This is a genomic window from Bacillus sp. 3a (genome assembly GCF_017161885.1).
Lineage (GTDB): Bacteria > Bacillota > Bacilli > Bacillales > Bacillaceae > Bacillus > Bacillus safensis.
Genome location: NZ_CP067376.1, coordinates 1694028 through 1719048, shown reverse-complemented (window position 1 = coordinate 1719048; position 25021 = coordinate 1694028). Strand labels below are relative to the sequence as shown.

The 25021-nt window shown below is 41.9% G+C and carries 25 protein-coding genes and 2 other annotated features; of the genes, 2 read left to right on the top strand and 23 right to left on the bottom strand.

The features are described from left to right. Positions 1–2: 2 nt before the first annotated feature. The 15 genes from rplU to JJ692_RS08525 form a co-directional block, all read right to left on the bottom strand. Positions 3–311, bottom strand: coding sequence for a 50S ribosomal protein L21 (gene rplU, locus JJ692_RS08595; RefSeq protein WP_003216781.1), 309 nt, complete (start codon positions 309–311; stop codon positions 3–5). Positions 312–323: 12 nt separating this feature from the next. Beyond that, positions 324–396 (bottom strand) — a sequence feature (ribosomal protein L21 leader region). 66 nt (positions 397–462) lie between these two features. Continuing rightward, positions 463–1332 carry a M50 family metallopeptidase gene (locus JJ692_RS08590; RefSeq protein WP_185853733.1) on the bottom strand — a complete coding sequence of 290 codons (870 nt, stop codon included), beginning with the start codon at positions 1330–1332 and terminating at the stop codon, positions 463–465. Further along, on the bottom strand, positions 1325–2116 hold the full coding sequence (locus JJ692_RS08585; RefSeq protein ID WP_024427844.1) for a M23 family metallopeptidase: 792 nt from the start codon (positions 2114–2116) through the stop codon (positions 1325–1327). Before JJ692_RS08585 ends, JJ692_RS08590 begins: the two co-directional genes overlap by 8 nt. Before the next feature lie 219 nt (positions 2117–2335). After that, positions 2336–3139, bottom strand: coding sequence for a septum site-determining protein MinD (minD, locus tag JJ692_RS08580; protein WP_017358134.1), 804 nt, complete (start codon positions 3137–3139; stop codon positions 2336–2338). A gap of 2 nt (positions 3140–3141) precedes the next feature. Next, positions 3142–3825: a septum site-determining protein MinC gene (gene minC, locus JJ692_RS08575; RefSeq protein ID WP_024423161.1), complete on the bottom strand. Its 684-nt coding sequence runs from the start codon at positions 3823–3825 to the stop codon at positions 3142–3144. Positions 3826–3879: 54 nt separating this feature from the next. Further along, on the bottom strand, positions 3880–4398 hold the full coding sequence (gene mreD, locus JJ692_RS08570) for a rod shape-determining protein MreD (RefSeq protein ID WP_073206528.1): 519 nt from the start codon (positions 4396–4398) through the stop codon (positions 3880–3882). After that, the gene (gene mreC / locus JJ692_RS08565; protein ID WP_024423163.1) at positions 4395–5294 is read right to left on the bottom strand and encodes a rod shape-determining protein MreC; all 900 of its coding nucleotides are present in this window, start codon (positions 5292–5294) and stop codon (positions 4395–4397) included. The genes mreD and mreC overlap by 4 nt, the downstream gene beginning before the upstream one ends. 27 nt (positions 5295–5321) lie before the next feature. After that, positions 5322–6341: a rod shape-determining protein gene (locus tag JJ692_RS08560; protein WP_007501538.1), complete on the bottom strand. Its 1020-nt coding sequence runs from the start codon at positions 6339–6341 to the stop codon at positions 5322–5324. 89 nt (positions 6342–6430) lie between these two features. Continuing rightward, positions 6431–7105: a RadC family protein gene (gene radC / locus JJ692_RS08555; RefSeq protein WP_029706175.1), complete on the bottom strand. Its 675-nt coding sequence runs from the start codon at positions 7103–7105 to the stop codon at positions 6431–6433. Positions 7106–7152: 47 nt separating this feature from the next. Continuing rightward, positions 7153–7722: a Maf family protein gene (locus JJ692_RS08550; RefSeq protein WP_103131882.1), complete on the bottom strand. Its 570-nt coding sequence runs from the start codon at positions 7720–7722 to the stop codon at positions 7153–7155. Between the two features lie 177 nt (positions 7723–7899). Then, positions 7900–8916: an SPOR domain-containing protein gene (locus JJ692_RS08545; RefSeq protein ID WP_029706176.1), complete on the bottom strand. Its 1017-nt coding sequence runs from the start codon at positions 8914–8916 to the stop codon at positions 7900–7902. A gap of 157 nt (positions 8917–9073) precedes the next feature. Then, positions 9074–9805: a prepilin peptidase gene (locus tag JJ692_RS08540; RefSeq protein WP_206534415.1), complete on the bottom strand. Its 732-nt coding sequence runs from the start codon at positions 9803–9805 to the stop codon at positions 9074–9076. Positions 9806–10083: 278 nt separating this feature from the next. Then, positions 10084–10317 (bottom strand): DUF3951 domain-containing protein, encoded by a 234-nt coding sequence (locus tag JJ692_RS08535; RefSeq protein ID WP_374756284.1) that lies wholly within the window; start codon positions 10315–10317, stop codon positions 10084–10086. Between the two features lie 362 nt (positions 10318–10679). Then, positions 10680–11984 carry a bifunctional folylpolyglutamate synthase/dihydrofolate synthase gene (locus tag JJ692_RS08530; protein ID WP_206534414.1) on the bottom strand — a complete coding sequence of 435 codons (1305 nt, stop codon included), beginning with the start codon at positions 11982–11984 and terminating at the stop codon, positions 10680–10682. Between the two features lie 65 nt (positions 11985–12049). Then, positions 12050–14692 carry a valine--tRNA ligase gene (locus tag JJ692_RS08525; RefSeq protein ID WP_206534413.1) on the bottom strand — a complete coding sequence of 881 codons (2643 nt, stop codon included), beginning with the start codon at positions 14690–14692 and terminating at the stop codon, positions 12050–12052. Between the two features lie 59 nt (positions 14693–14751). Continuing rightward, positions 14752–14981: a binding site (T-box leader), on the bottom strand. 168 nt (positions 14982–15149) lie between these two features. Here JJ692_RS08525 and JJ692_RS08520 point away from each other — a divergent pair. Next, a complete protein-coding gene (locus JJ692_RS08520; protein WP_003216497.1) occupies positions 15150–15338 on the top strand; it encodes a hypothetical protein in 189 nt (62 codons plus the stop codon). Between the two features lie 51 nt (positions 15339–15389). On the opposite strand, the gene ysxE is transcribed toward JJ692_RS08520, so the two are convergent. From ysxE to hemA, 8 genes are all read right to left on the bottom strand, one after another. Beyond that, on the bottom strand, positions 15390–16421 hold the full coding sequence (gene ysxE, locus JJ692_RS08515) for a spore coat protein YsxE (RefSeq protein ID WP_034621137.1): 1032 nt from the start codon (positions 16419–16421) through the stop codon (positions 15390–15392). A 37-nt stretch (positions 16422–16458) separates the two neighbouring features. After that, the gene (locus JJ692_RS08510) at positions 16459–17790 is read right to left on the bottom strand and encodes a LysM peptidoglycan-binding domain-containing protein (protein ID WP_206534412.1); all 1332 of its coding nucleotides are present in this window, start codon (positions 17788–17790) and stop codon (positions 16459–16461) included. Positions 17791–17926: 136 nt separating this feature from the next. After that, positions 17927–19219, bottom strand: a complete 1293-nt coding sequence (hemL, locus tag JJ692_RS08505; protein ID WP_039180405.1) for a glutamate-1-semialdehyde 2,1-aminomutase — start codon at positions 19217–19219, stop codon at positions 17927–17929. Positions 19220–19246: 27 nt separating this feature from the next. Next, positions 19247–20215 (bottom strand): porphobilinogen synthase, encoded by a 969-nt coding sequence (hemB, locus tag JJ692_RS08500; RefSeq protein ID WP_029706177.1) that lies wholly within the window; start codon positions 20213–20215, stop codon positions 19247–19249. Next, positions 20215–21006 carry a uroporphyrinogen-III synthase gene (locus tag JJ692_RS08495; RefSeq protein WP_044331498.1) on the bottom strand — a complete coding sequence of 264 codons (792 nt, stop codon included), beginning with the start codon at positions 21004–21006 and terminating at the stop codon, positions 20215–20217. The genes hemB and JJ692_RS08495 overlap by 1 nt, the downstream gene beginning before the upstream one ends. Then, positions 21003–21935 (bottom strand): hydroxymethylbilane synthase, encoded by a 933-nt coding sequence (gene hemC, locus JJ692_RS08490; RefSeq protein ID WP_024423173.1) that lies wholly within the window; start codon positions 21933–21935, stop codon positions 21003–21005. Before hemC ends, JJ692_RS08495 begins: the two co-directional genes overlap by 4 nt. A gap of 37 nt (positions 21936–21972) precedes the next feature. Then, the gene (locus JJ692_RS08485; protein WP_039180413.1) at positions 21973–22803 is read right to left on the bottom strand and encodes a cytochrome c biogenesis protein; all 831 of its coding nucleotides are present in this window, start codon (positions 22801–22803) and stop codon (positions 21973–21975) included. 7 nt (positions 22804–22810) lie between these two features. Continuing rightward, entirely contained in the window at positions 22811–24178 is a 1368-nt protein-coding gene (gene hemA / locus JJ692_RS08480) for a glutamyl-tRNA reductase (RefSeq protein WP_151040191.1), read from the bottom strand. 242 nt (positions 24179–24420) lie between these two features. On the opposite strand from hemA, the gene JJ692_RS08475 reads away from it, so the two are divergent. Then, positions 24421–24906, top strand: a complete 486-nt coding sequence (locus tag JJ692_RS08475) for a hypothetical protein (protein WP_206534411.1) — start codon at positions 24421–24423, stop codon at positions 24904–24906. The last annotated feature ends 115 nt before the right edge of the window (positions 24907–25021 follow it).

Below are 25021 nucleotides of genomic sequence, written 5' to 3'. Positions count from 1 at the left end.
CCTTAAGCGTTGATTTTTTCGATAACAACTTTAGTGTAAGGTTGACGATGACCTTGTTTCTTGTGGTTGTTTTTCTTCGGTTTGTACTTGAACACAGTAATTTTCTTACCGCGACCTTGTTTTTCAACTTTAGCCGTTACTGTTGCTCCAGCAACTGAAGGGTTACCCACTTTGACAGTGTCTCCGCCGACAAACAATACGTTTTCGAAAGTTACTGTTTCACCTGCTTCAGCAGCTAGTTTTTCAACATAAACAGTTTGACCTTCTTCAACTTTTACTTGTTTACCACCAGTTTCGATAATTGCGTACATCTCTGCACCTCCTAATAAACTCAGACTCGCCGAATACAGGGGGCCATAGGCACTTTACACCTGCTCCGCGCGGTTGTAGCACGGGTGCTACATATCCATAACATTAAAAAATATATCAAACTAGACGCAGAATGTCAATGTATTTTCACCATTAGTATGGTAAAAGAAGCTCTTCCATTGAGGAGGTGGTTCTGCGATCTGAAAAATACGCATGGAGCAGTTCATTTTCATCAAGCTGGCTCATCTTCACGCCATCTCTTTCAATAATAATCGGATGCTTGCAGCCCCTTTGAAATCGTGCCATCACTTCGTATACTTTTTCCTCTGCACTTGCTCTCAGCGGAATCAGTTTTTCTACCTTTTGCTCTTTTTTACCGTAATACCGTTCTAGTAAAAAGCGAACCCTGACGTAATGCCGCTGCCTGTGCTCCATCACGAGTGAATAAGCTAAAAAAGTAAGCAGCACCCAGCCATTGAATTGCAGCGGTGCAAACAAAAGTAACCCTCCTGTCAATAGACCGAAAAAGACAAGTGAGCCTTTTATTGCTAGGGCATGTGCACGTTGGAAAGGGTAAAAAACAGATAAGAGCAAAAAGAATAATTTTCCGCCATCAAGCGGCCAAACGGGCAAAAGATTCACAAGGAAAATCGCCATATTATAAAAGGTAAACATCGTAAAGACATCGTGCGAGATAAGAGAAGCCTCCATGAAAAGCCATGCGATGAGCTGGAGCGGTACATGCTGAAGCGGCCCGCACAAAATGACCGCCAGCTCTTCTTTTAACGGACGGTTCCCATGTTCCTCTACTTCCACCGTTCCGCCAAATGGCAGTAAAAAAATCCGCCGAATGCGCCAATGATAATAGCAGGCAGCCGCTGCATGTCCAAGTTCATGGACACAAACAATCACGAGCAGACAAAGCAGCGGCTTGATTTGACCTGACAGAATCGCAAACGCCATCACAATCCACAGCAGCGGATGGATGTGAATTTTCGTCAGCATGAGCAGCCATCTATTCAAAGGTCATCACCTGAATAGGATCGATAAATTGTTCATTTTGCTTAATAGCAAAGTAATACGTGCCCTTCCCTTGATCATCAAGCGAAATCTGGCCAATTTTTTCACCCTTATCGACAAAATCGTATAAGGCCACATCGGCTTTCTTTAATTGACCGTACCAGCTATAGCTGTTATCTGCATGCTGCACTACAACGGTAAGCCCTGTATCGCTTTGTTTTTTCACCTCGACCACATAGCCTTCCTTCATACTATCAATGGCTTCAGCGGATGTCTCCACTTTGACACCTGCTCCATTTTGCGTAAAGGATTCCTGCACTTTACCAGAGGCAGGAACAGCTAGTTCTTGATTCGCTTGTACGTCCTTTTGGCCATCTTTTTTCTCTGTTAAAAAGGCCAGCGGATGTCCAACTGTTTTTTCAAACCAGCGGTTAGCAGCAGCAAATTGAAAATCTTGCTCAAAAGTCTGAGTAATCATTGGCTTCAGCTGCTGAAACGGACCTGTCTGACCTTTAAATGAAATGGCTGCAATCAAGACAAGGGACGCTGATAATAAGCATTTAAGCACAAAGGTATTCGGGTTAAATAAGGGATGACGGTATTTCTTTGGCTGATGGGACGCCGGTTCATAGGAGGTCGAGCCAGAATGCTTTTCTTCCTCTGTCAGCATAACCCATGGCGGGATATCTTCTTTTTTCTTGAAAGCCGTCTTCTTAGGAGGAGCGGCTGGCTGCATCATTTTGCGGCGCTGCGCGATTTTCTTTCGGTACTCGTCCACTCTTTTCATGAGATCACCCTTTACATACAAACAGTTTGTACATTTTATGTGACAACCCCATCTGATATGCAACAAAAAGACCGATTCTCATCGAATCGGTCTCAGCGTGCAGACAAACCCTCGCATTCGGTGTCAGGTCTGCGCTCCGGTACTCACGAATGTCAAATTCGCTTCGCAAAGGTAGCCGTCTTTCCTAGACTGCAAAGGTTTTCTATCACGGTTCAGTGATTATGCTCTTACACCAAAAAATGCTTTGAGCTTTGCAAACATTCCCTTGTTTTCTTCTTCAAAAGATTGAAGCGGAACAGATTCGCCTAGTACGCGGCGGGCAATATTGCGATAGGCAATCGATACTTTGTTTTTAGCATCCATTACAATCGGTTCACCATTGTTTGAAGCCTTAATCACATCATCATCATCTGCTACAATGCCAAGTAGATCAATTGATAAATGATGTACCACTTCATCTACATCCATTGAATCGCCATTTTTCGCCATGTGTGTACGAATACGATTGACAATCAAACGAGGCGGTTCGATATCTTCTTGTTCTAACAAACCGATGATTCGGTCCGCATCTCTCACAGCTGAGATTTCAGGCGTCGTCACGACAATGGCCTTGTCTGCACCAGATACAGCATTTTTAAAGCCTTGCTCAATTCCAGCAGGGCAGTCAATGACAACATAATCAAAGTCTTGTTTCAATGATTGAATTAATTCTTTGATCTGTTCCGGCTCTACAGCCGTTTTATCACTTGTTTGAGCAGCAGGTAAAAGATACAAAAGATCCTCGAAACGCTTATCTTTTACAAGCGCTTGATGAATTTTGCATCTTCCTTCTACTACATCGACTAGATCATAAATAATGCGGTTTTCTAGCCCCATCACGACATCCAGATTCCGAAGGCCGATATCGGTATCAACTAGACACACTTTTTTCCCTTGAATTGCTAGTGCTGTGCCTAAGTTTGCAGATGTTGTTGTTTTGCCAACGCCGCCTTTTCCTGAGGTAATCACAATAGCCTCGCCCAATTTCACATTCCTCCCTCAAGCCTTGTCAGATTAGGTCTTATATGAGCCAATTGCTGCAGGCGTTCAATGATCATATTGCCATCTATATCTAAATAAGCACATTCCATTTCATTTCCATCTTCTTTTTGGTCTGGTGCACGGTTAAAAACTTGTGCGATGCGAAGCTGTGTTGGAATCATATGAGATGCCGCAATAACAGCCTGTTTGTTGCCATTACATCCAGCATGCGCCACACCTTTTAATGCGCCAAGCACAAAAATATTTCCTCCTGCGCGAATCGTTCCGCCAGGATTGACATCTCCTATTAATAAAAGATCTCCTTCGACATGCAGCACCTGTCCAGAGCGCACAATTTTTGCTACAGAAGTAATTTCAGCCTCTGCTTTTAATCGTCTCGCCTCTTCAGTTGACATGACTTCACTTTCAATGGAGTGGATGACGAGATGTTCATTTTCAGACACCGCTTCAGTCAAACGTGTCTCCTGATCCTCTGTTAAATACCGAAAACCAAGCTTAATATGCACATTGACCTTATGTCCTTCTCTTCCATCTGTATATTGCTCAAGTAATAGAACCTCTCGCAAGCCGGAAAGAAGGTCATCAAACGAACAGTCATCATTTAACTGTAATGTTAATCCGTTTTTTGTACCTTTTATCGTCACATATTGCTGTTTTTGAGTTTTCAAGATGCTCACCTCAACAACATACTCATTTCGCCGTAATTGGACAAACTCCTGCTTTTATTCGTCGATCAGTCCTTGTTTCACGTGGGTGAAAAAGAGCCTAAACGGCACAACAAGTATGAGAGACGCAGCAGTATTTAAAAGAATCGTTGGAATAAAGCGTTCGATGACATACGTATTAAACGGCATAATCCCTGGTTGAATTGTCGCTTGAACGCCGTATACATAAAACTCCATCACGGAAACAGCAATAATCGACAGAAAGACAACGACTAACATATTCGTTTGCAGAACTTTAAAGGCTTTTGCTAACAAATAGCAAAGCGCCCCAAAGCCAAACATATGAACACCAAGTATACCTGTATATGAAATATCATATAAAAGTCCAAAGATAAATCCGTAAATCACACCATATTTTTGATTCACAAAAGCAGTCAAAAATACAAGTGCGAGTAAAATGAAATGAGGAGCTAAAATTTGATTCTCTGAAACAAATGGGAGCTTCACTAAATCAACAAAAATGCTGTCAAATACGAAGATAAACAACATGACGAAAGCAAGAAGGACACGTTTCACGAGCCTTCCTCCTTCGTCAATTCAGATGCATCTGCTGTACTTGTGCTGCGATTCACCACAATCACGCGGTCTAAATTGTTGAGTTCAGCCGCTGGTTCTACGTAAATGATCTTTGTCAGGCCGTAATGGTCTGGCTCGATTTCACTTACCTTACCAATCGTTAAGCCTTGCGGGAATACGCCCCCTGCTCCAGATGTTTCAACAAGATCTCCTTTTTTGACATCCCCATCTGCATCGGATTTCAGAATATTCATAGTCAGCATTTTTTTCTTGCTGTCATAACCGTTAATGATTCCATTGAGTTCTTCTTTGCCCTTTTTCGCAAAAATTTTCGTTGAAATTCTATTATTTTGGTCAGTAGAGCTTAGCAATCTTACAGTCGAAGTAAAATTGTTGAGCTTATCACTTTCAATCTTCCCAATTAATGCGCCACTCTCATTAGTGACTGCCATATCTTTTTCCACGCCTTGTTTTTTCCCTTTATCAATCATCACAAAGCTATCCCAAAGAGAAGGGTTTCTTGCGATAACAGTTGATAGAATTGGCGTGTAGTCACGAATAGAGTTCACATAGCCAAGCTGTTTGCGAAGCTTTTTGTTCTCATCTTCTAGTTCTTGAAGTTTCGCCTCATATTGAGTTTGTCCATCAAGTTTTTTTCGAAGACGCTCGTTTTCATCATATGTGTTCTTTAAATCTTGTACGTTCCCATAAATACCGGCAATAAATTGTGATGGTTTATGAAAGACACCTTGAAAAAAGCCTGTCGTATCCCCCACTAATTTTTCCGGCCATGAAGCACCTCTGCCGCTTTTCACTGAAAAACCAATCATGGCCACCAGTACGATGACACAGACAAGGAGCAACATTAATCTTTTATTCATAAAAAACTGCGGCATGTCTTACACCTCTTTAATTACGCCCGATTATCGATTATCTTTTGATTTTCCTTTGAACAAATGAATATGTTCTAGTGCTTTCCCTGTCCCGATTGCCACACAGTCAAGCGGGTCTTCTGCAATAATGACTGGCATTTTCGTTTCATCGCTAATGACTTTGTCAAGATTACGCAGCAGTGCACCGCCTCCTGTTAAAACAATTCCGCGGTCCATAATATCTGCTGCGAGCTCAGGCGGGGTTTTTTCAAGAGTCATTTTCACTGCATCGACAATTGTTTCCACCGTATCGCGAAGCGCTTTTGCAATCTCTTCTGCCGTAATAGAGATTGTTTTTGGCAGACCTGTTAAAAGGTCACGTCCGCGAATGTCCATCTCATCATGTACGTCAGGCTGCGCAGAACCGATTTCCATTTTAATCGCTTCTGATGTACGATCACCGATCATTAGATTATACGTTTTACGGATGTAGCTGCTGATCGCATCATCCATCTCATCTCCTGCCACACGGATTGATTGTGATGTCACAATGCCGCCAAGAGAAATAATCGCTACTTCTGTTGTACCGCCGCCAATATCCACAACCATACTTCCTGTTGGTTCCCATACAGGAAGGTTAGCACCGATTGCCGCAGCAAATGGTTCTTCAATAGGGTATGCGTCACGTGCACCAGCTTGTCTTGTTGCATCAATGACTGCACGCTCTTCTACAGCTGTAATACCAGATGGTACACATACCATGACGTAAGGTTTACGAGCAAAAAGCCCTTTGCCTTTTAATGCTTGATTAATGTAATATTTCATCATTGTTGCTGTCGTCTCGTAATCTGCAATGACACCGTCTTTCATTGGGCGTAGTGCCACAACATTACCAGGTGTACGGCCAATCATGTTTCTAGCATCATTTCCGACTGCCACTATAGACTTCGTATCTGTTTCCAAGGCTACGACCGAAGGTTCTCTTACAACAATGCCTTTTCCTTTAATAAAAACAAGCGTATTCGCTGTGCCAAGATCTATTCCAAGGTCTTTTGTACCAATTCCAAACATATGTATGTATCTTCCTTTCTTAAACCAAAATTCCCTTAGGGAAAAACTCATAAACTCTATTATATCGTAAAACATTGAAAAAAAAAGTGTTACAAATACCCTTTTTCCTTCAAACTCACAAATTTTTGATCACCTATGACAAGATGATCAAGCAGCTGTATTCCAATCAGCTTTCCACATTCAAAAAGTCGCTGTGTGACTTCAATATCTTCCCTGCTCGGCGTCGGATCTCCAGATGGATGGTTGTGCACACATATAAATGAAGCAGCGGACCGTTTAAAGGCCTCTTTGAAAATTTCACGCGGGTGAACGATGGATGAGTTCAAACTTCCAATAAACACGGTATGTTTATGAAGGACTTGATTTTTAGTATTGAGATAAAGACAAACGAAATTTTCCTGTTGTAAAAACCTCATATCTTCCATCACAAAGTTTGCCCCATCCTCTGGTGTGCGGATCACATAGCGGTTGTCCGTCGTTTGATGGTGTAATCTAGTGCCGAGTTCTAAAGCAGCTAAAAGAGAGACCGCCTTCGCCTTTCCAACTCCTCGAATCTTCGACATTTCTTCAATTGAGGCTTCTCTTATAGTGCGAAGACCGCCAAATGTTTGCAGAAGTCTTGCAGAAATTTGAAGAACTGATTCCTTTTTTGTGCCTGTCCTTAAAAGAATCGCAACAAGTTCATGGTTTGACAGACTGCCGGGACCATATTTGATCAATCGTTCTCTCGGCTTTTCATCTTGAGGAAAATGCTTTAGCAACATAGGGAAATCGTTCATGATGCCCACTCCTTTTAGATTCCTTCCTGTCATCAAAAAGGGGTGATTCCAAATGTTTCGAGCACTCTAACTGTTTTGGCAATAGGGAGACCTACAACGGAAAAATAATCACCATCTATTTTTTGAACAAACAGTGCGCCTTTTCCTTGAATGCCATAGCTTCCCGCTTTATCAAGCGGTTCTCCCGTTTCGATATAGCGTTCTATTTCATTTTGCGTAAGTGTCCAAAACGTCACTTCTGTCTGTTCATAAAATGTTTCTTTTCTATTCTCTGACTGAATCGTGACACCCGTCAAGACTTGATGTGTCTTTCCTGACAATAATTGAAGCATTGAGGCCGCTTCTTCCTTGTCTTTTGGTTTCCCAAGACATTTGCCGTCAATTGCAACAATCGTATCTGCACCAATAATCACAGCTTCGGGATATAATATTTGAATATCACTTGCTTTTTGTTCTGCCAACCATTGGACGTTCTCTGCAGGAGAAAAGTTTCGATTTATTTCTTCTTTTAATTGACTTGCTTGAATGTCATAAGAAAACCCTGCTAGATCAAGCAATTCTTTTCTTCTAGGGGATTGAGATGCGAGAATCAATTGGTTCATGTTTGTTCATCCTTTCAGGGTTTAGCCTAAGAAGTAAGATACCCATTCATCCTATCAAATGTACATCTTACCGACAATTTACGAAAATTCATTTTTCATGTTCCTTCATCATTATGTTGGATGCAAAAGAAAAAAACTAGTCATTTTTTGACTAGTTTGGTTTCTTAAAATATGATTTTACGTATTTAATTGATCAAGCAATGCCTGCTGAGATTTCCACCCGTTTTCAGCAGTAGGTTCATTTAATAGCTGCACCGCTTTCAGCAAACTGCTTTTAGCTGGTGCGTCCGTTGTTTTAGCACTTTCAAGCTCAGAGATTAGCTGCGCAACGTCCTTTTGATCCACATCATCCCCTGCAATGACCTTAGAGGATAAAACAGATGCCTTTTCTATTAAACTAGTCAGCTCCTCCGGTACTTGAAATGAGAGCTCCTTGCCTCCCCACGCCTCAAAGTGCTGATCAATCAGCTTCTTCCCAACAGCACTTGTCATGCCCTGTTCTGTCGCAAGCCCGGCAATGACATAATAGCCATCATCCATCGAGACCTTTTTCCCCGCATATCCTGCTTCTTTTAAACTGCCAACTAATTCATCTGCTCCTTTTTCAGAGGAAAACTTTCCAGCCTGTACGACATAGGTTGAAAAGCTGCCAGAGGCGCTTTTTTCATCCTTATTCTCTTTTGATTCATCAGCAGTATCTGCTGGGGGCGCATCCCCGCCCGCTTTCATTGATGATTGATTTCCGGACGCTGAAACGCTGATATCTCCCCCTGATGGATTCTGAGTACCATCTTGACTTAAGCTAAGTGCAAACACACCAAGGCCTGTCCCAAGAACCACTGCAAACACAATCGTTGTCATCACTCTCTTAAACGGGCCGCGGTTTTTACCGAACTTCTGGTCAAAGGAGCCTTTTTTCTTTTGATAAGGTGTGACGACCTTTGGGTCAGAATGATAAATATGATCAGCTGCGTCATCCCACTGGAAGTCTTCTTCTTTCGGTTTAGCCGGTTCTTCCTCGGAAGCAGCTGTCTCCTGTTCTGACTGCCTTTTTTCCTCCCAATTCGAAAACGTCACTTGATCATCCTCTTGCTGTTTTGGCGGCTGGTGGTCATCTTCATGAAGCATTTCTTCTTTGCCATTAATATTGACTTTTAACCCTTGTTTTTTTGCCTGCCTTTTTTTCACTGTCATTCCCCGCTTTCTGACATTGTTTGTAAGAAAGACCTTTTTGTCCAATGAATCAGCGCGAATATAACCCGTCCTTCTTTCTGTTTCACACTTTAACATAGCGGATAAAAAAAAGAACAAGACTTTTGTCGGCACGGAAAAAAAGTGTTCGCCAATTTTTTCAACCGATCGACCCGGCCAACGGGAGCATGACATGAGCGCCATAGAGATACAGCCAAAAAGAAAAAGAGATCGCAGGAACAAAGGGAAATGGCTCATCTAATCGAAAAGAAAAAACCTTCGCATAGACGATTCCAGCGATACACGAGAGAAAAAGAATGAGAAGGAATGGCTTTAAGCCAAAGCAAAATGCAAGCACACCGAACAGCTTCATATCAGCTCCACCCATGCTATTTGGCTTGAAACGATCTAAACTATAAAACAAGAGAAAGCAAAAAAGAAGCGAAGCCGCTCCTTCCCACCAAATAAGAAGAGGTTCAAGCGTGCGGTATATGACGAAAAGAGGGAAAAAGAAGAGAAACAGCTCGTTTGGCACCCTCATATAAAGGAGATCGCTCACGACAGCAATCACAAATAAACTACAAAGAATCACAAGAAAAAGACCTTCAAACGAAATACCAGCGATTCTATACATGAGCAAAAAAAGACTGCCTGACAGCAGCTCAATCAGTGGAGATAGCATTGGCAGCCGAGTGCCGCAATGTTTACAAGTTCCCCTCAATAATGCATACGAAACTAGCGGAATCATCTCGCACAAGGAAAGCGGCTGTTTACAGGCTGTGCAGTGAGAACGAGGAAAAAGAATAGACCGCTTCAGTGGCAGCCTTTCACCGACTAGATGAAAGAATGACCCCATGGTGACGCCCGCAAGAAACACAAAAATGCCTATCATATATCGTGACCCCTTCCGAGAATAAGATAGACCGGATTTTACCATAGCGATTCACCTTGAACACCTAATGAAAATGTGATTTCCCCTCTCATTTACATTTCAAAAGAAAAAAGACGCACATTGCATAGAAGAAATTGCGTCTTTTGCTTACCTTAAAATACGATTTCGGATATCTTGTATAAGCAATTATTTTTACGCTCATTTTGTAAGAAGAGCACTAAAATTAACACCATATATTATCTCAACAACACTTCCATCACTATTAAATAATAATTTATTTAATAGTTTATAGAATTTTTTCCATTATTTTTATCATTACCTTGATCGTCTTCATTCTCTTCTTCATTTTGCTCTTCATGAAATTCAATACTGGTGTTTCCAGTAATATTGTCAAAGGGAGTATAGTAAACACCTATGCTTTTCCTTAAAATAATTCGTTTAAAAAGGATGACAACTATTAAAACAACTATTAATAACATAAAAGAAAGAAGTACTCCACTGATAATAAACAAGTTATTCCTCCTTTCAGGTGAAAATTGAGGGAAAGCGTTTTAAAATTAAATTACAATCTGTTAATTTATAAATTAATACTACGCGATGCACCTTTTTATCCATTGTACTATACAGTTACATTAAACCCAAAATAATCCATCATAAAAAGTAGCAGTCATTACTTGAAGTGAAATTTGATTAAAAATATCTCATATATCATCATAGAGGGAATAAGAAAGGATGGGCATCGAATAAAATATGTTCACTCCATATAGAATTCATTCCCGTCATCAACGCTGCAACTTGAGTACCTAGTAAACCCGCTCTTTTACATTTCAAAAGAAAAAGACGCACATTGCATAAAAGCAATTGCGTCTTTTGATTACCTTAAAATACGATTTCGTATATCTGAAATAAAATAAAGAGAGCCAGTCACAAGAATCACCGCTGAAGGATCATCACTTTTTTTCTGAATGAACTCAAGCACTGTACGAGGGTCATCATCATACGACTTTGCGTCTAATTGACTGCACACATAAAGCTTTTCAGCTGATTCGGCTCTTGGAAAATCAAATGAAACAAAATGAATAGAAGAACTGACAGCTTCAAGCTTTTGAATCATTTTCTTGTACGGCTTATCTTTTAAAGCACTAAAACATATATGCACCTCTTTACTAGAAAAATGAGCTTGTACGGTTTCAATTAAACGGTCGATCCCTTCTTCATTATGTGCGCCGTCTAAATACACTGGAGGATGATCTTTGACCTTTTCAAACCTCCCAGCCCAAACTGCCTGCCGAATACCTTCATATATTTGCTCTTTTGTCACGCTAATATAGCCTTCTTGCTCCAGCCATTCAATGAGTAAAACAGCAAGGGAAGCATTTTGCCTTTGATGCGTTCCAATTAATCCTGTTTCAAGCTGAGGATACTGCCTTTTTGATGTGCGTAACGTGAAACGTTCACCTGTTTCTGTCGGCTGCTGCTCATCAAAGCTGCAAGTATCTTGTAAGGAAATATATTCGGCATTCTTTTCTTTTGCTGTGTTTTGAATGACAGCAAGAGCTTCTGGCTGGTGGACTGCCGTAATCATTGGAATACCCTCTTTGATAATACCCGCTTTTTCAGCTGCAATCTGTTCAAGTGTGTCACCTAAAATGGCCATATGATCATGACCAATCGACGTAATCGCTGTTAAGATTGGCACAGCAATATTTGTAGAATCAAGCCTTCCGCCAAGCCCTGTTTCCAAGAGGACAAAGTCTACTTGGTGCACATGAGCAAAATAAGCAAATGCACATGCTGTAATGATTTCAAATTCTGTTGCTGCGCCAAGCTCTGTTTGATCTAATTCATCAACAAGAGGCTTGATTTCATTCACCAAACTCAGCCATTCTTCATCCTCTATAGGCGCTCCGTTCACGCTGATTCTTTCATTGAACGTTAGTATAAACGGAGAGGTGAAGGTTCCGACTGAATAGCCGGCTCCCTGTAAAACAGAACGTGTAAACGCAATGGTTGATCCTTTGCCATTTGTACCTGCAACATGTACTGCTTTTATGCTTTGTTCCGGATTTCCTAGTCTGTTCATCAGCCATTTCATTCGTTCAAGACCCGGTTTTACGCCAAAGGCCAGTCTGCTGTGAATCCACTCAATTGCTTCATGGTAGTTTGTAAACAATGTCATCTCTCATTTCATACGAAATTTTCAAAAAAGACGACTCCATTTCATTAGGAGCCGTCTTTTCACTCTTATGCTTTCAGCTCTTCAATACGCTTTTGAACAGCTTCGCGTTTTGCGACATAATCACGTTCTTTCGCACGCTCTTCTTCTACGACACTTTCAGGCGCTTTTTTCATAAAGCCTTCATTGCCAAGCTTTTTCTGAACTCGTTCCACTTCTTTTGTCAGTTTATCAAGCTCTTTTTGCAGACGAGCAATTTCTTCATCTAAGTTGATTAAGCCTTCAAGCGGCAGAATGAGTTCTGCTCCAGAAATGACAGCCGTCATCGCTTTTTCACTAGCTGGGACATCTGTACCAATTTCAAGAACACTTGGGTTCGTGAATCGCTCAATATATGAACGATTTTTCTCTAAACGTTCCTGAACATCAGACGTAGATGCTTTAATGTAAAGCTCAACTTGTTTGCTCATTGGCGTGTTCACTTCACTGCGAATGTTACGAACAGAACGAATGAGTTCAACAAGCAGCTTCATATCAGCAGAAGCTTGTTCGTTGGAAAGCTCCGGCTTCACTTCAGGCCATGCCGCTACAGTAATAGACTCACCTTCATGCGGTAGATGTTGCCAGATTTCTTCTGTTAAGAACGGCATAAACGGATGTAAAAGTCTCATTGTTTGATCTAATACATACGCAAGGATCGAACGAGTCGTTTTCTTTGCTGCTTCGTCTTCACCATAAAGTGGAAGCTTCGCCATTTCAATGTACCAATCACAGAAATCATCCCAAATGAAGTTGTATAAATGTCTGCCCACTTCACCGAATTCATACTTGTCAGCAAGCTGTGTGACACTTTCAATTGTTTCATTTAAGCGTGTTAAAATCCATTGATCAGCAACTGATTTTTCTCCTGATAAATCAAGCTCATCATACGTTAAACCATCCATATTCATTAAAGCAAAACGGGATGCGTTCCAAATTTTGTTCGCAAAGTTCCAAGTGGATTCAACCTTTTCAAAGCTAAAACGAAGATCCTGACCTGGTGAGCTTCCAGTCGCTAAGAAATATCTTAATGAATCCGCACCGTATTTGTCGATGACCTCCATTGGATCAATTCCGTTGCCAAGCGACTTACTCATTTTACGTCCTTGTTCGTCGCGGATGAGCCCATGAATGAGGACATCTTTAAACGGTTTTTCTCCTGTGAATTCAAGACCTTGGAAGATCATGCGGGATACCCAGAAGAAAATGATGTCATAGCCTGTTACAAGCAGATTGGTTGGGTAGTAGCGCTTGAAGTCTTCACTGTCTGCATCTGGCCAGCCCATTGTAGAAAACGGCCACAGCGCTGAACTAAACCATGTATCAAGTACATCGTTATCCTGTTCCCAGTTCTCAATATCTTCTGGCGCTTCAAGTCCAACGTATACTTCTTTCGTTTCTTTATGATACCAAGCTGGAATGCGGTGTCCCCACCATAGCTGACGAGAAATACACCAGTCACGGATATTTTCCATCCAATGTAAATATGTCTTCTCAAATCGGTCTGGAACAAATTGAACTTGGTCGTCCCCTTTTTGCAGATGAATGGCTTCGTCTGCCAGCGGCTGCATTTTCACAAACCATTGTGTCGATAAATACGGTTCAACGACAGCTCCACTTCGCTCACTATGACCAACTGAATGCATGTGGTCTTCAATTTTGAACAAAATGCCTTCCTCTTGTAAATCCTTCACAAGCTGTTTGCGGCATTCGAAACGGTCCATTCCTTTGTATTTCAGGGCATTCGCATTCATTGTGCCATCTTCATTCATGACAAGAATACGCTCAAGCCCATGGCGGTTTCCAAGCTCAAAGTCATTCGGATCATGAGCAGGTGTAATTTTCACAGCACCTGAACCAAACTCCATATCGACATAGTCATCACCGACGATTGGGATTTCACGGCCTGTAATTGGTAAAACCACTGTTTTTCCAATCAAATGCTGATAGCGTTCGTCATCAGGGTGTACGGCTACGGCTGTATCCCCCAGCATAGTTTCAGGTCTTGTTGTCGCAATTTCAATTGAACCTGTTCCATCTGAAAGCGGATATCTCAAGTGATAAAACGCACCTTGAACATCCTTATAAATCACTTCAATATCAGAAAGTGCCGTTTTCGTTGCTGGATCCCAGTTAATGATGTACTCTCCGCGATAAATAAGCCCTTTTTCATACAATTGAACAAACACTTGGCGAACGGCTTTATTCAGACCTTCATCTAAAGTAAAACGTTCACGGGAGTAATCGAGCCCAAGACCCATTTTCGCCCACTGGCTGCGAATAAAATCTGCATATTCTTCTTTCCACTTCCACGTTTCTTCCACAAATTTCTCCCGGCCAAGGTCATACCGGCTTACGCCTTCTTCGCGAAGCTTTGCCTCGACTTTTGCTTGAGTCGCAATACCGGCATGGTCCATACCTGGAAGCCAAAGAACGTCATAGCCCTGCATCCGTTTCATACGTGTCACGATGTCTTGTAGTGTAGAATCCCATGCATGCCCAAGGTGCAGTTTTCCTGTCACGTTTGGTGGAGGAATGACGACTGTATATGGATCTTTCGTTTTGTCATTTTGTGCTTCGAAGAATTTCCCTTCAAGCCAGTACGTATAGCGGTCTTTTTCAATCGCATTTGGATCGTACTTTGTTGGCATTTCTTGATTATTTGTTTCCATTTGTGTAACCTCCACATTTTTTCGGCTGATGAAACATAAAAAAAGCCTTTCCATCCTTATAAAAGGACGAAAAAGCTTTTTCGCGGTACCACCTTTTTTCACGAGACACATACACGTGTCCCATACACTCTAAAGGATAACGGGGTTCTCCCGAATTTCTCTACTTGTTCATTCAAGAAATTAAGCTCACAGGCGACCTTCCAAACAAGTACATCCTAGGAAACCTTTCAGCTCTTGGCTTCCCTCTCTTTAGGGTCTTGCTCGTACTCTTCCTGATCCACGCTTACGATATATCACGTTCATCAGCACATACTCATCTTTTATTAATATTACTAAATGCCTTTTGTTTTCGTCAATCATCTTTTCCGCTTTTCTTCTTCTTTATACAAATTGGGCAGGCACCCTTCGCCCTTTTGCCCATATGATAATAACAAAATGAAGAAGGAGGGCGTTTGATTTGAAGAAGATCAATCCTTACACACTTCCCCCCTGGCTGAGACAAATTCGGGCAGTTGCTTCCCAAGTCGTTCTCCCGATTGCTATATTTCAAGGATTTCGTACGATCATTTTCCCTACGACATTTGACGTCCTCATTCTAGGTATTCTTATTTTTCTCGCCTGTGCCTTTCATCTTGATTGGTTTTAAAAACTCATCATTATGTACCCGCCCATATAAAGCCAACGAAGCATAACCTCGTCATTCCGCCGATGACGAGGCACTTTGTTCTTCTTCAAGCCGTCTAGCCTGCTCAATTTCGTGAATTTTCATGACGGTCGGCTCAGAATTTTTCATCTGCCAATACGCTCTTAACAGCTGCTGGCAGCTTTCCATTTCATCCTGCCCGCCTGCTTCATAGGCTTTTACTGTATCAAACAGCCCTTGCGGATAAGCGAGGTAGCTTAGGAACAAATGCAGTTCTTCCTCCCGAAGAGGGTTTCCTTTTTGATACGTATAAAACAAAGAAGTGCATTCAGGACAAGACGTAGGATAGGTTTTGAAAGTCCGAAAGTAAAAAGTCAGAAGATCATAAATGGGGGAGGCTTTTTTAGACCGCTCGAAATTGGTGAAATGTCCTGTCCCTACATCATTATACAAAAAGTGATGGATCGATAGCTGCCCATGATTTAGCACAACACGCGTTGTCTCTTTGTCTTTCATTTCTTCATGCCAATCTTCTAAACGTTCAAGCGCAAATTCACTGGCAGACATCGCCTCTGAAAAATACATAGCAGCGGCCAGCTCAAATGGCGACATATACCACGTTTGTTCTGCCCGCTCTATGAATCGTTCATACATGTCTTTCTCTGTTTCCCATTTGGTCTTGATTTGTGTGTAATGTGCTTCTATCTCTTGTTCTGTGATATCCATCATGACTTCAGTCCGCTTATGAAGTCTTGCAATCTCTTGAAATAAATATTCGTGCTTATCGTCCTGCTCTTCTCTCTTTTCATTCGTCAGCCACGGCATCAGATAGTATGCATACTGGCTTTCCCGATGACTTGAGAAAAAGGAACCGCTCGTCGTCCGATAAATCGGCACAAAGGAGCGATAGCCCTTTGATTCCAGTTCAAGCATTTGTTCTGTAAATTGCATATGCCGGCTGGCTTTTACTCGCTTTAGAGCAAATACACCCTGCTTTGTATATACCTTGATGACAGCAGGACTGACAGGTTCAATATATTCAGCCTCAAGTCCGTATTCGTATAAGACAGATTGGATTTCATCCACGTTCACTCACCACATTTTCTCGGTCAGTCATCGCTTGCTATGCATTGCTTTTTTGATATTCAGGAATATAAAGAATCTGCCCTTCCTCAAGCTCTGCATCAATCGATAATGAGTTTGTGCGAAGAAGCTGCTGCACATTCAACTGATATCTCTCACAAATACGATCGACCGTATCTTCTTGCTGAACTATACATATTTTCATGCGGGAAAAATCTTCCTCCTCCTGCTTAGCGAACAGCTTTGTTAAATAAAGAGAATTCTCACTGCCAGACGTTTCTCTCACGTCTTCTTCAAGCTCCTCTTCTTCTTGAGCTGACTCATATATTTTAGGTGCTTCCCGTTCATATAACCGCCCGAGCTGATATTCATCATCTTGCGCCTCATGCTCAGGCTCCACTTGATCAGCAGGTGATTCAAAAGCCGGATACGACTGTACCGTTTCTTCCTGCTCTTCAGCAGCTTCCGGATCTTTTCTTACTTCCACTTCAAAGAACGGCTCTTCCCGCTCCTCTTCTTCTAATAGCTTTGGCGGTTCAAAAAATGGCGGTTCCTGCACCTGAGCTTCAGGGATGGATCGATAACCAAGCGCCACAGCTTCTTCTTGATTATTCGGCTGTTCTGGTTGTTCCGGCTGTTCTGGCTCTTCAGGTTCTTCTAATTCTTCAGGTTCGTCGGACGCTTCCTCTACTTCCCTGTTCACCAATTCTATCTCAATTTCTTCTTCCTCTTCTTCTTGTACTTCCTGCACTTCCTGTTCCTCTTGCTCCGCGCGCGTGTCATGTTGGAATACAGGCTGATTCTCATCATGCTCACGTTCTTCGCCTTGCAGCTCTTCTTGTTCTTCATGTTCTGGCTGCAACTGATAATCGTAAGCCATATCGCCATAATCCACTTCAGAACGATGGACAAATTCATACGGCTCCTCTACAGGCGCTTGAGGCATTTCCTCGTCTAACAAGCCCTCAATGGCTAAATCAGCCTGAATGGTGAGCAAACGATTCTCTGTCAGCTGGTAATCAAACGCATCAATAAACACAAACACATCATTTAAATGACTAATTTTGTTCTTCGGAATGGTGATATCGACTGGAAATTGATGCAAAAGCTCCGCCGTTCCGTCTTCTCTGACCTTTACCTCATCTGCTTCCCTGTATGTTGGAAAGGAACTCAATTCACCCAATAGCTCCTCTTGATTTATGTTGTATTCTCCTGTTAGCTCGAGTGAACCTCTAATAGAAACATAATCATTCACTTCTTGAACGAGAATGTCAGGGTCGAGAGAAATTGACAGCAGCTCACTGACTTCCTGTCCGCTTTTGAAATAAATGGATTCTTCTACCGAAAACTGTAATCGATTGTTTTGAGACAAGTCGGTGTCCTCCTTTCATCTAATCCTTAAAAAATAAAATTAGATGTCAATACAGTTGTATGAGGGAGGTAGTGAAAATATGATTGGTTTTCTCTAATGCAAAAAAGCCGATATGTCTCCATATCGGCCTTTTGTTTTATCGACGTAGTTTTTGAAAAACCTTTTCCACTGTCTCAATCGTATATTCGATGTCTTCATCTGTATGAGCTGTTGACAGGAATAGTCCTTCAAATTGAGAAGGCGGGAGGAAGATGCCGTGATCGGCCATTTCCTTGTAAAATTCAGCGAATAAAGCAAGATCAGCTGTTTTCGCTTTGTCATAATTGATCACTTCTTCATTTGTAAAGAAGAATCCGATCATGGAACCCGCACGGTTAAACGTTAATGGAATTCCGTATGCTTTTGCCGCTTTCGAAATGCCTTCTTCTAAACGGTCACCTTTTCGTTTAAACTCTTCATAAGACTCAGGTGTCAGCTGTTTTAAGGTTTCTAAGCCTGCTGTCATCGCAAGAGGGTTACCAGATAACGTTCCTGCTTGATAAATTGGACCACTTGGCGCAATTTGTCTCATAATATCCGCTCTTCCGCCATAAGCACCGACCGGAAGACCGCCGCCAATGACTTTACCAAGGCACGTCAGATCAGGTGTGATGCCAAAATAGCCTTGCGCGCAGTGATAATCCACACGGAAGCCTGTCATGACCTCATCAAAAATAAGCAGTGATCCATATTGCTCCGTGATGTCTCTTAGTCCTTGCAAGAAACCTTCTTGCGGAGGGACAACCCCCATATTTCCTGCGACCGGCTCTACAATAACACCAGCGATATCATCTCCGAATTCTTGAAAAGCAACTTGAATACTTTCTAAATCATTGTACGGCACTGTGATTGTGTTACTTGCAGTCCCTTCAGGAACACCAGGACTATCCGGCAGTCCAAGCGTTGCTACTCCAGAACCCGCTTTAATGAGCAAAGAATCACCGTGGCCATGATAGCAGCCTTCAAATTTCACAATTTTATTTCTGCCTGTAAAACCACGAGCTAGACGAAGTGCACTCATCGTCGCCTCTGTACCAGAGCTGACCATGCGAATAACTTCGATGGAAGGAACCCGTTCTGATACAAGTTTAGCTAATTCATTTTCAACTAACGTAGAAGCACCGAAGCTTGTCCCATTTTCCGCTACTCGCTGAATGCTTTCAACGACACGGTCATTCGTATGTCCTAAAATAAGCGGTCCCCATGATAAGACATAATCGATGTATTCATTTCCATCAATATCATAGATCTTGGCGCCTTTGCCTCGTTCCATAAAAATTGGGTCTGTGTTGACTGATTTAAATGCACGCACAGGGCTGTTGACACCACCAGGCATTAAATGCTGTGCTTCTTCAAATGCTTGCTTTGATTTTTCATAGCTACGTCCCATTTCAACGTCCTCCTGTCTATCCGTTCTTTATTCTGAGAGCCATTTTGCTGCATCTTTTGCATGATACGTAATGATGAGTTCTGCTCCTGCACGTTTCATGCTTGTCAGCATTTCAAGAACAAGCTCTTTTTCAGAAATCCAGCCATTTTGAGCAGCGGCTTTCACCATTGCATACTCTCCGCTCACATTGTAAGCAACAACAGGGAGTGTAAATTCATTTTTCACATCACGCATAATGTCTAAGTAAGAAAGGGATGGTTTGACAATTAAGAAGTCAGCTCCCTCTTCTACATCAGATTGCGCTTCTCTTAGAGCCTCTAAACGGTTTGCAGGGTCCATTTGATATGTTTTACGATCTCCAAACTGCGGTGTACTATGTGCCGCATCACGAAACGGACCGTAAAAAGCACTTGCATATTTCACCGCATATGACATGACAGGTACATGAATAAAGCCTGCTTCATCAAGTGCCTCACGAATGGCAACAACAAATCCGTCCATCATATTTGAAGGCGCGATGATATCTGCACCTGCACGCGCTTGGCTGACAGCAGTTTTCGCTAATAGCTGAAGAGATTCATCATTTAAGATTTCTCCATCTTCAACGATTCCGCAATGTCCGTGATCTGTATATTGGCATAAGCAAGTGTCTGCAATAACCACGAGCTCTGGGAAATGCTTTTTGATCTCAAGCGTTGCTCTTTGAACAATGCCGTGATCGTGATACGCCTCACTGCCTACATGATCTTTATGATCTGGCACACCAAATACAATGATTGATTTGATGCCAAGATCAACAAGCTCTTGGACTTCTTCTTTCACAAGATCTACAGAAATGTGATATACACCTGGCATTGAAGAGACTTCTTTTCGGACATTTTCTCCCTCTACAAAAAAGATCGGGTAAATGAAATCAGATGGTCTTAAAAAGGTTTCTCTGACTAATTCTCTCATTCCTGCGCTTGTCCGCAATCTGCGGTGTCTGTTAAATTTCATCAATGGTTCAACTTCCTTTCAGATAAACGGCACATTAAATCAAGCATTCCGTCTATCGTATAAGTATCTGGGGTTTCTGAAGAAATCCCGTATTGAAGCAGTGCCTCTTTTGTCAGAGGACCGATCGTCACAAAACAGGTGTCAGATGCAGCAAGCTTCGCTGCATCTGCTTCCATCACATGCATAAAAGAATGAACAGTGGATGAGCTCGTAAATGTAATAAAATCAAATGATTGCTTCGTCATTGCCGATTTAAGAGCAGCAATTCCTTCCTCATCCTTGACTGTTTCATATAAAATCCATTCTTTTACCTCTATGCCGAGCGGAATGAGGGTCTCTTTGACCACATCTCGTGACAGATGCCCTTTCGCTACAAACACACGCTCTCCTGGGCGTACATGGTCAAGTAATGCATCTGCCAGTTCTTCCGCTATAAATCGTTCTGGCACCACATCCACCTTCAAGCCGTGCTGCTCAAGATAGGCAGAGGTTTTCTCTCCTACAGCAGCCACTTTCAAATGGGTTAAGCTCTTATGTAAATGATGGTCTTTTATGTAATTCAGAAAAAAAGACGCACCATTCACACTCGTGAAAACAAGCCAGTGGCTATTTTGTAAGTCCTTTAAAAAGGCCTGCGCTTTTTCTTTTGTGAGCGTAGGCTCAAACCGAATAAGAGAGGTTAAAACCGCATGACCGTTCAGCGCTTCGATCTTTTGCTGAAACACGCCCGCTTGACGTTCATTTCGAGTGACAAGCACCGTCTGTCCGTGAAGCGATTTGCCTATGCTCATTGAGACAGATCCTTTTTCACCTTGTCGATCAAATCCTTTGCTCCCTTATCGGCCATCTGCTTCGCACACGCTGTTCCAATAGCTTCAGGGTCAGTGCCTGTGACGGTTTCTCGAATAATCGTGTGCCCATCAGCAGATGCAACAAGACCTGTTAGTTCAATTTCGTTATGCTCATTCATCGTTGCATAGCCAGCGATCGGCACCTGACAGCTTCCATCCATTTGTTTGAGGAAGGCTCTTTCTGCAAGGACCGTTTTCTTCGTATATTCATTCGTAAATTGGGCGAGAAGCTTAAGCAGTTCTTCATCATCCCCGCGGCACTCAATCGATAGCGCGCCTTGTCCAACGGCAGGAAGGCAAGTCTCAGGAGATAAAAATTCCGACACGACCTCTTTGCTCCATCCCATTCTGGACAGACCGGCAGCCGCTAGAATAATGGCATCATACTCTTCATTTTTCAGCTTTTCCAATCTCGTATCAATGTTTCCTCGAATCCATTTAATCTCAAGATCTGGTCTTTCCTGAAGAAGCTGGGCGCTGCGCCGTAAGCTGCTTGTTCCTACAATTGCGCCCTTAGGCAGTTCGCTGAGACTTAGATGATCCTTCGAAATAAGTGCATCCCGCACATCTTCACGCTCAGGAATACAGCCAATAACTAAACCTTCTGGAAGAGCAGCCGGCATATCCTTCATGCTGTGCACCGCCATATCGATATCATGATTCAGCATCGCCTGCTCGATCTCTTTAACAAACAGTCCTTTTCCGCCAACCTTAGATAAAGTCACATCTAAAATTTGATCACCCTTTGTCACAATTTCTTTTATTTCAAAAGAATAAGAAGGGTTTAGTTCAGACAGCTTTTGAATGACCCATTTTGTTTGTGTAATTGCCAGCTTACTTCGTCTAGAACCTACTTTAATTGTACGCAATACGTCTTCCTCCCGACAATGCCTTTAAGACTCATCATTATTGAAACCAATGAAAGGTTGATAAGCTACCAAGCAGAAAATAATTGATCATCAGCACAAGAAATGAAGCGACATTCCAAAATGCCACGATTTTGCCCTGCATATTTCTCACCAATCTGATATATAAGTAAAAGCCATATAAAAACAGCATAATAAACGAACCAAGCACCTTTGCATCTGTCCAGTACAACGTATCATACGAAATATATGCCCATATGATGCCAAGAATTAAACTAAGCAAGAGCATAGGCACACCAATAATGTTTAATACGTACGCCATATGATCCAGCTTTGATAAGTCTTCAATTCTCAGAAGCCATTTTCCCCATTTTTTCTTTTTCAGCAAACGATATTGAAAGAGATAAAGCAGTGAAAACGCAAATGAAAGTGAAAAGGCACCGTAGGATAAAATTGCCATCGTAATATGAATCACGAGCAGTTCACTCGTCAGCTTCCCCGTTAGTTCTGCTGAATGGAGGTCAGATGGTGTAAAGGTGTGAATCGCCATCATGGAAAAACCGATCACATTTGTAAAAAAGACAATAAATTCAACGCGCAATATCTTTGTGAGCACAAGCGAAAGTGTCACAAGCACCCACGTATAAAAATATAACCCCTCTGCTACATTCAACACAGGGAATCGGTCTGTTTCCATCATAATATAGAACATGTAGACTGTTTGCAGCAGCCAGACAATAGAAAGCAACCAGAAAGCCATTTTTCCAGCCTTCCGGTTGTGTTGAAGAAAATCTATGAAATAGAACAAGACACTTAGTGCATAGATTAAGATCGTTGCTTCATTGAGTCTCGCTACAATGGATTCCATCATCGCTTAATCACTCACTGGCAACTGTAGCAAAGCCTTGTGCCATATTTGGTTTGAACAGCTGAAATGCCCCTTGCTCCACCTGCATCGGCTCGACCTTTTGCTCTTCATCTTCAACCTGTAAATCAAAGATTTCTTTAAAGAGTAAAAGCTTTTCCTCTGCATTTGGCTCCGCGGCAATTTCTTTTGCCTTTAAGATAGGATCTTTCAGCATTTGGTTGATGATGCTTTTCGTATGTTTATTTAACAGCTTCATTTCACGGTTTGTGAGGTTTGGAAGCTTCCGCTCAATACTCTGCATCGTATCGGCTTGAATTGTGAGTGCCTTTTCTCTAAGTGCAGAAATGACTGGAACAACACCTAACGTATTCAGCCATTGCTTAAATTCTACAATTTCTGCTTCAATCAGGAGCTCAACCTGCTCAGCCACTGCACGGCGCTCTTTTAAGTTAGCAGCCACGATGCCTTCAAGGTCATCAATGTCATACAAAAAAGCACCTTCTACTTCAGAAATGGCTGGATCTAAATCACGGGGTACAGCAATATCTACCATAAATAGAGGTCTGCCCTTCCGCTTTTTATTCGCACTTTCGACCATTTCTTTTGTAATGACAAATTGTTTCGCACCCGTTGAGCTAATTAAAATGTCCGCTTCGGATAATGTTTTTTCTAATTGGTTTAAGCTCTTAGGCTCTCCTGAAAAACGACCGGCCAATTCCTTTGCCTTCTCAAACGTTCGGTTGATGACCGTTACTTGGCCAATTCCTTGACCTTGAAGGTTTTGAGCTGCCAGTTCGCCCATTTTGCCCGCACCAAGAATCAGGACATGCTTATCAGAAAGACGTCCAAAGATTTTTTTGGCAAGCTCAACAGCTGCATAGCTGACAGATACGGCATTAGACGCAATATCCGTTTCCGCATGAGAGCGCTTTGCAACGGTTACCGCCTGTTTAAATAAATAATTGAAAACGGTACCAATGGTCTTCTCCTCTTGAGCTACTTTAAAGCTGGAACGTACTTGACCGAGTATCTGCGTTTCACCAATGACCATGGAATCAAGTCCACAAGCCACACGGAATAAATGCTCAACCGCTCCATCGTTTTCATAGAACTTCAAATATGGAGAGACATCTTCCTTTTCTAAACCGAACCAATCGGCTAAAAATCTTTTTATATAAAACCGTCCAGTATGAAGCTGATCTACTACTGCGTAGATCTCTGTTCGATTACATGTTGAGATGACGATATTCTCTAGAATGCTTTTTTCTTCTTTAAGCTTGGACATCGCTGTTCCGAGCTCACTCGGTTCAAAGCTCAGCTGTTCCCGTATCTCAACAGGGGCTGTTTTATAATCTAAACCCACAACAAGAATATGCATAACTTCAGCTTGCACCCCCAACGCCCTGTCTAATTTATAATAATTACAATATAGAATTTATTATTTATAATGATTATAACATATATTCATTTTTAACTGGATAAAAATTGTGAACAGATTTCAAAAATGTTGTGATATAGTAGAAAAATGTTCGACACCAATTATGCCAGATCATCACTTCAAGCAATTTACCAGATTTGGCGCGTGCGGACAAATGATCTGCTTAAAAGAAGGTGACATCTTTGAAGAAGAAATCCATTTTGCTGCCGCTCACTTTATTGGCTGTAGCGCTATATGCCATTCTCTCAGGAGGTCAATTTGACATTTGGAAGGATCAAGAGAAATGGTATACACTTATACTGCTTTTTGGCCTCGCGTTCTTATATCAAGGAAAAAAGGAGCAAGAAAGCGCTCATGTGTTTATCGGTATGCTCATGACAGGCCTTTCGCTACACTTTATTCTACAGCCTAAATTGGACCACTGGCCAGACACATTTACAATGATTGTGTTCATCGTAGGACTTGCACTCTTTGTGAAATCATCTCAGAAAAAAGAATATCGAATTGAAAGTGTTGTGCTGATCGCACTCGGTTTGTTCCTTTATTTCTTTCAGCAAATTACAAAACAGCTAAGTTCCCTTTCGATCCCTACTTCCGGCTTTGAATTGTACTGGCCTTATGTACTGATTGCTATCAGTCTCCTCTTATTATTTTTAAAAAGGAAATAACTTATACAATAAAAAAGGCATCTGCTCATGGCAGATGCCTTCAGCGTAAAAACAAACCCTCGCATTCGGTGTCAGTCCTGCGTGCTGGTGCTCACGAATAGCAAATTCGCTCCGC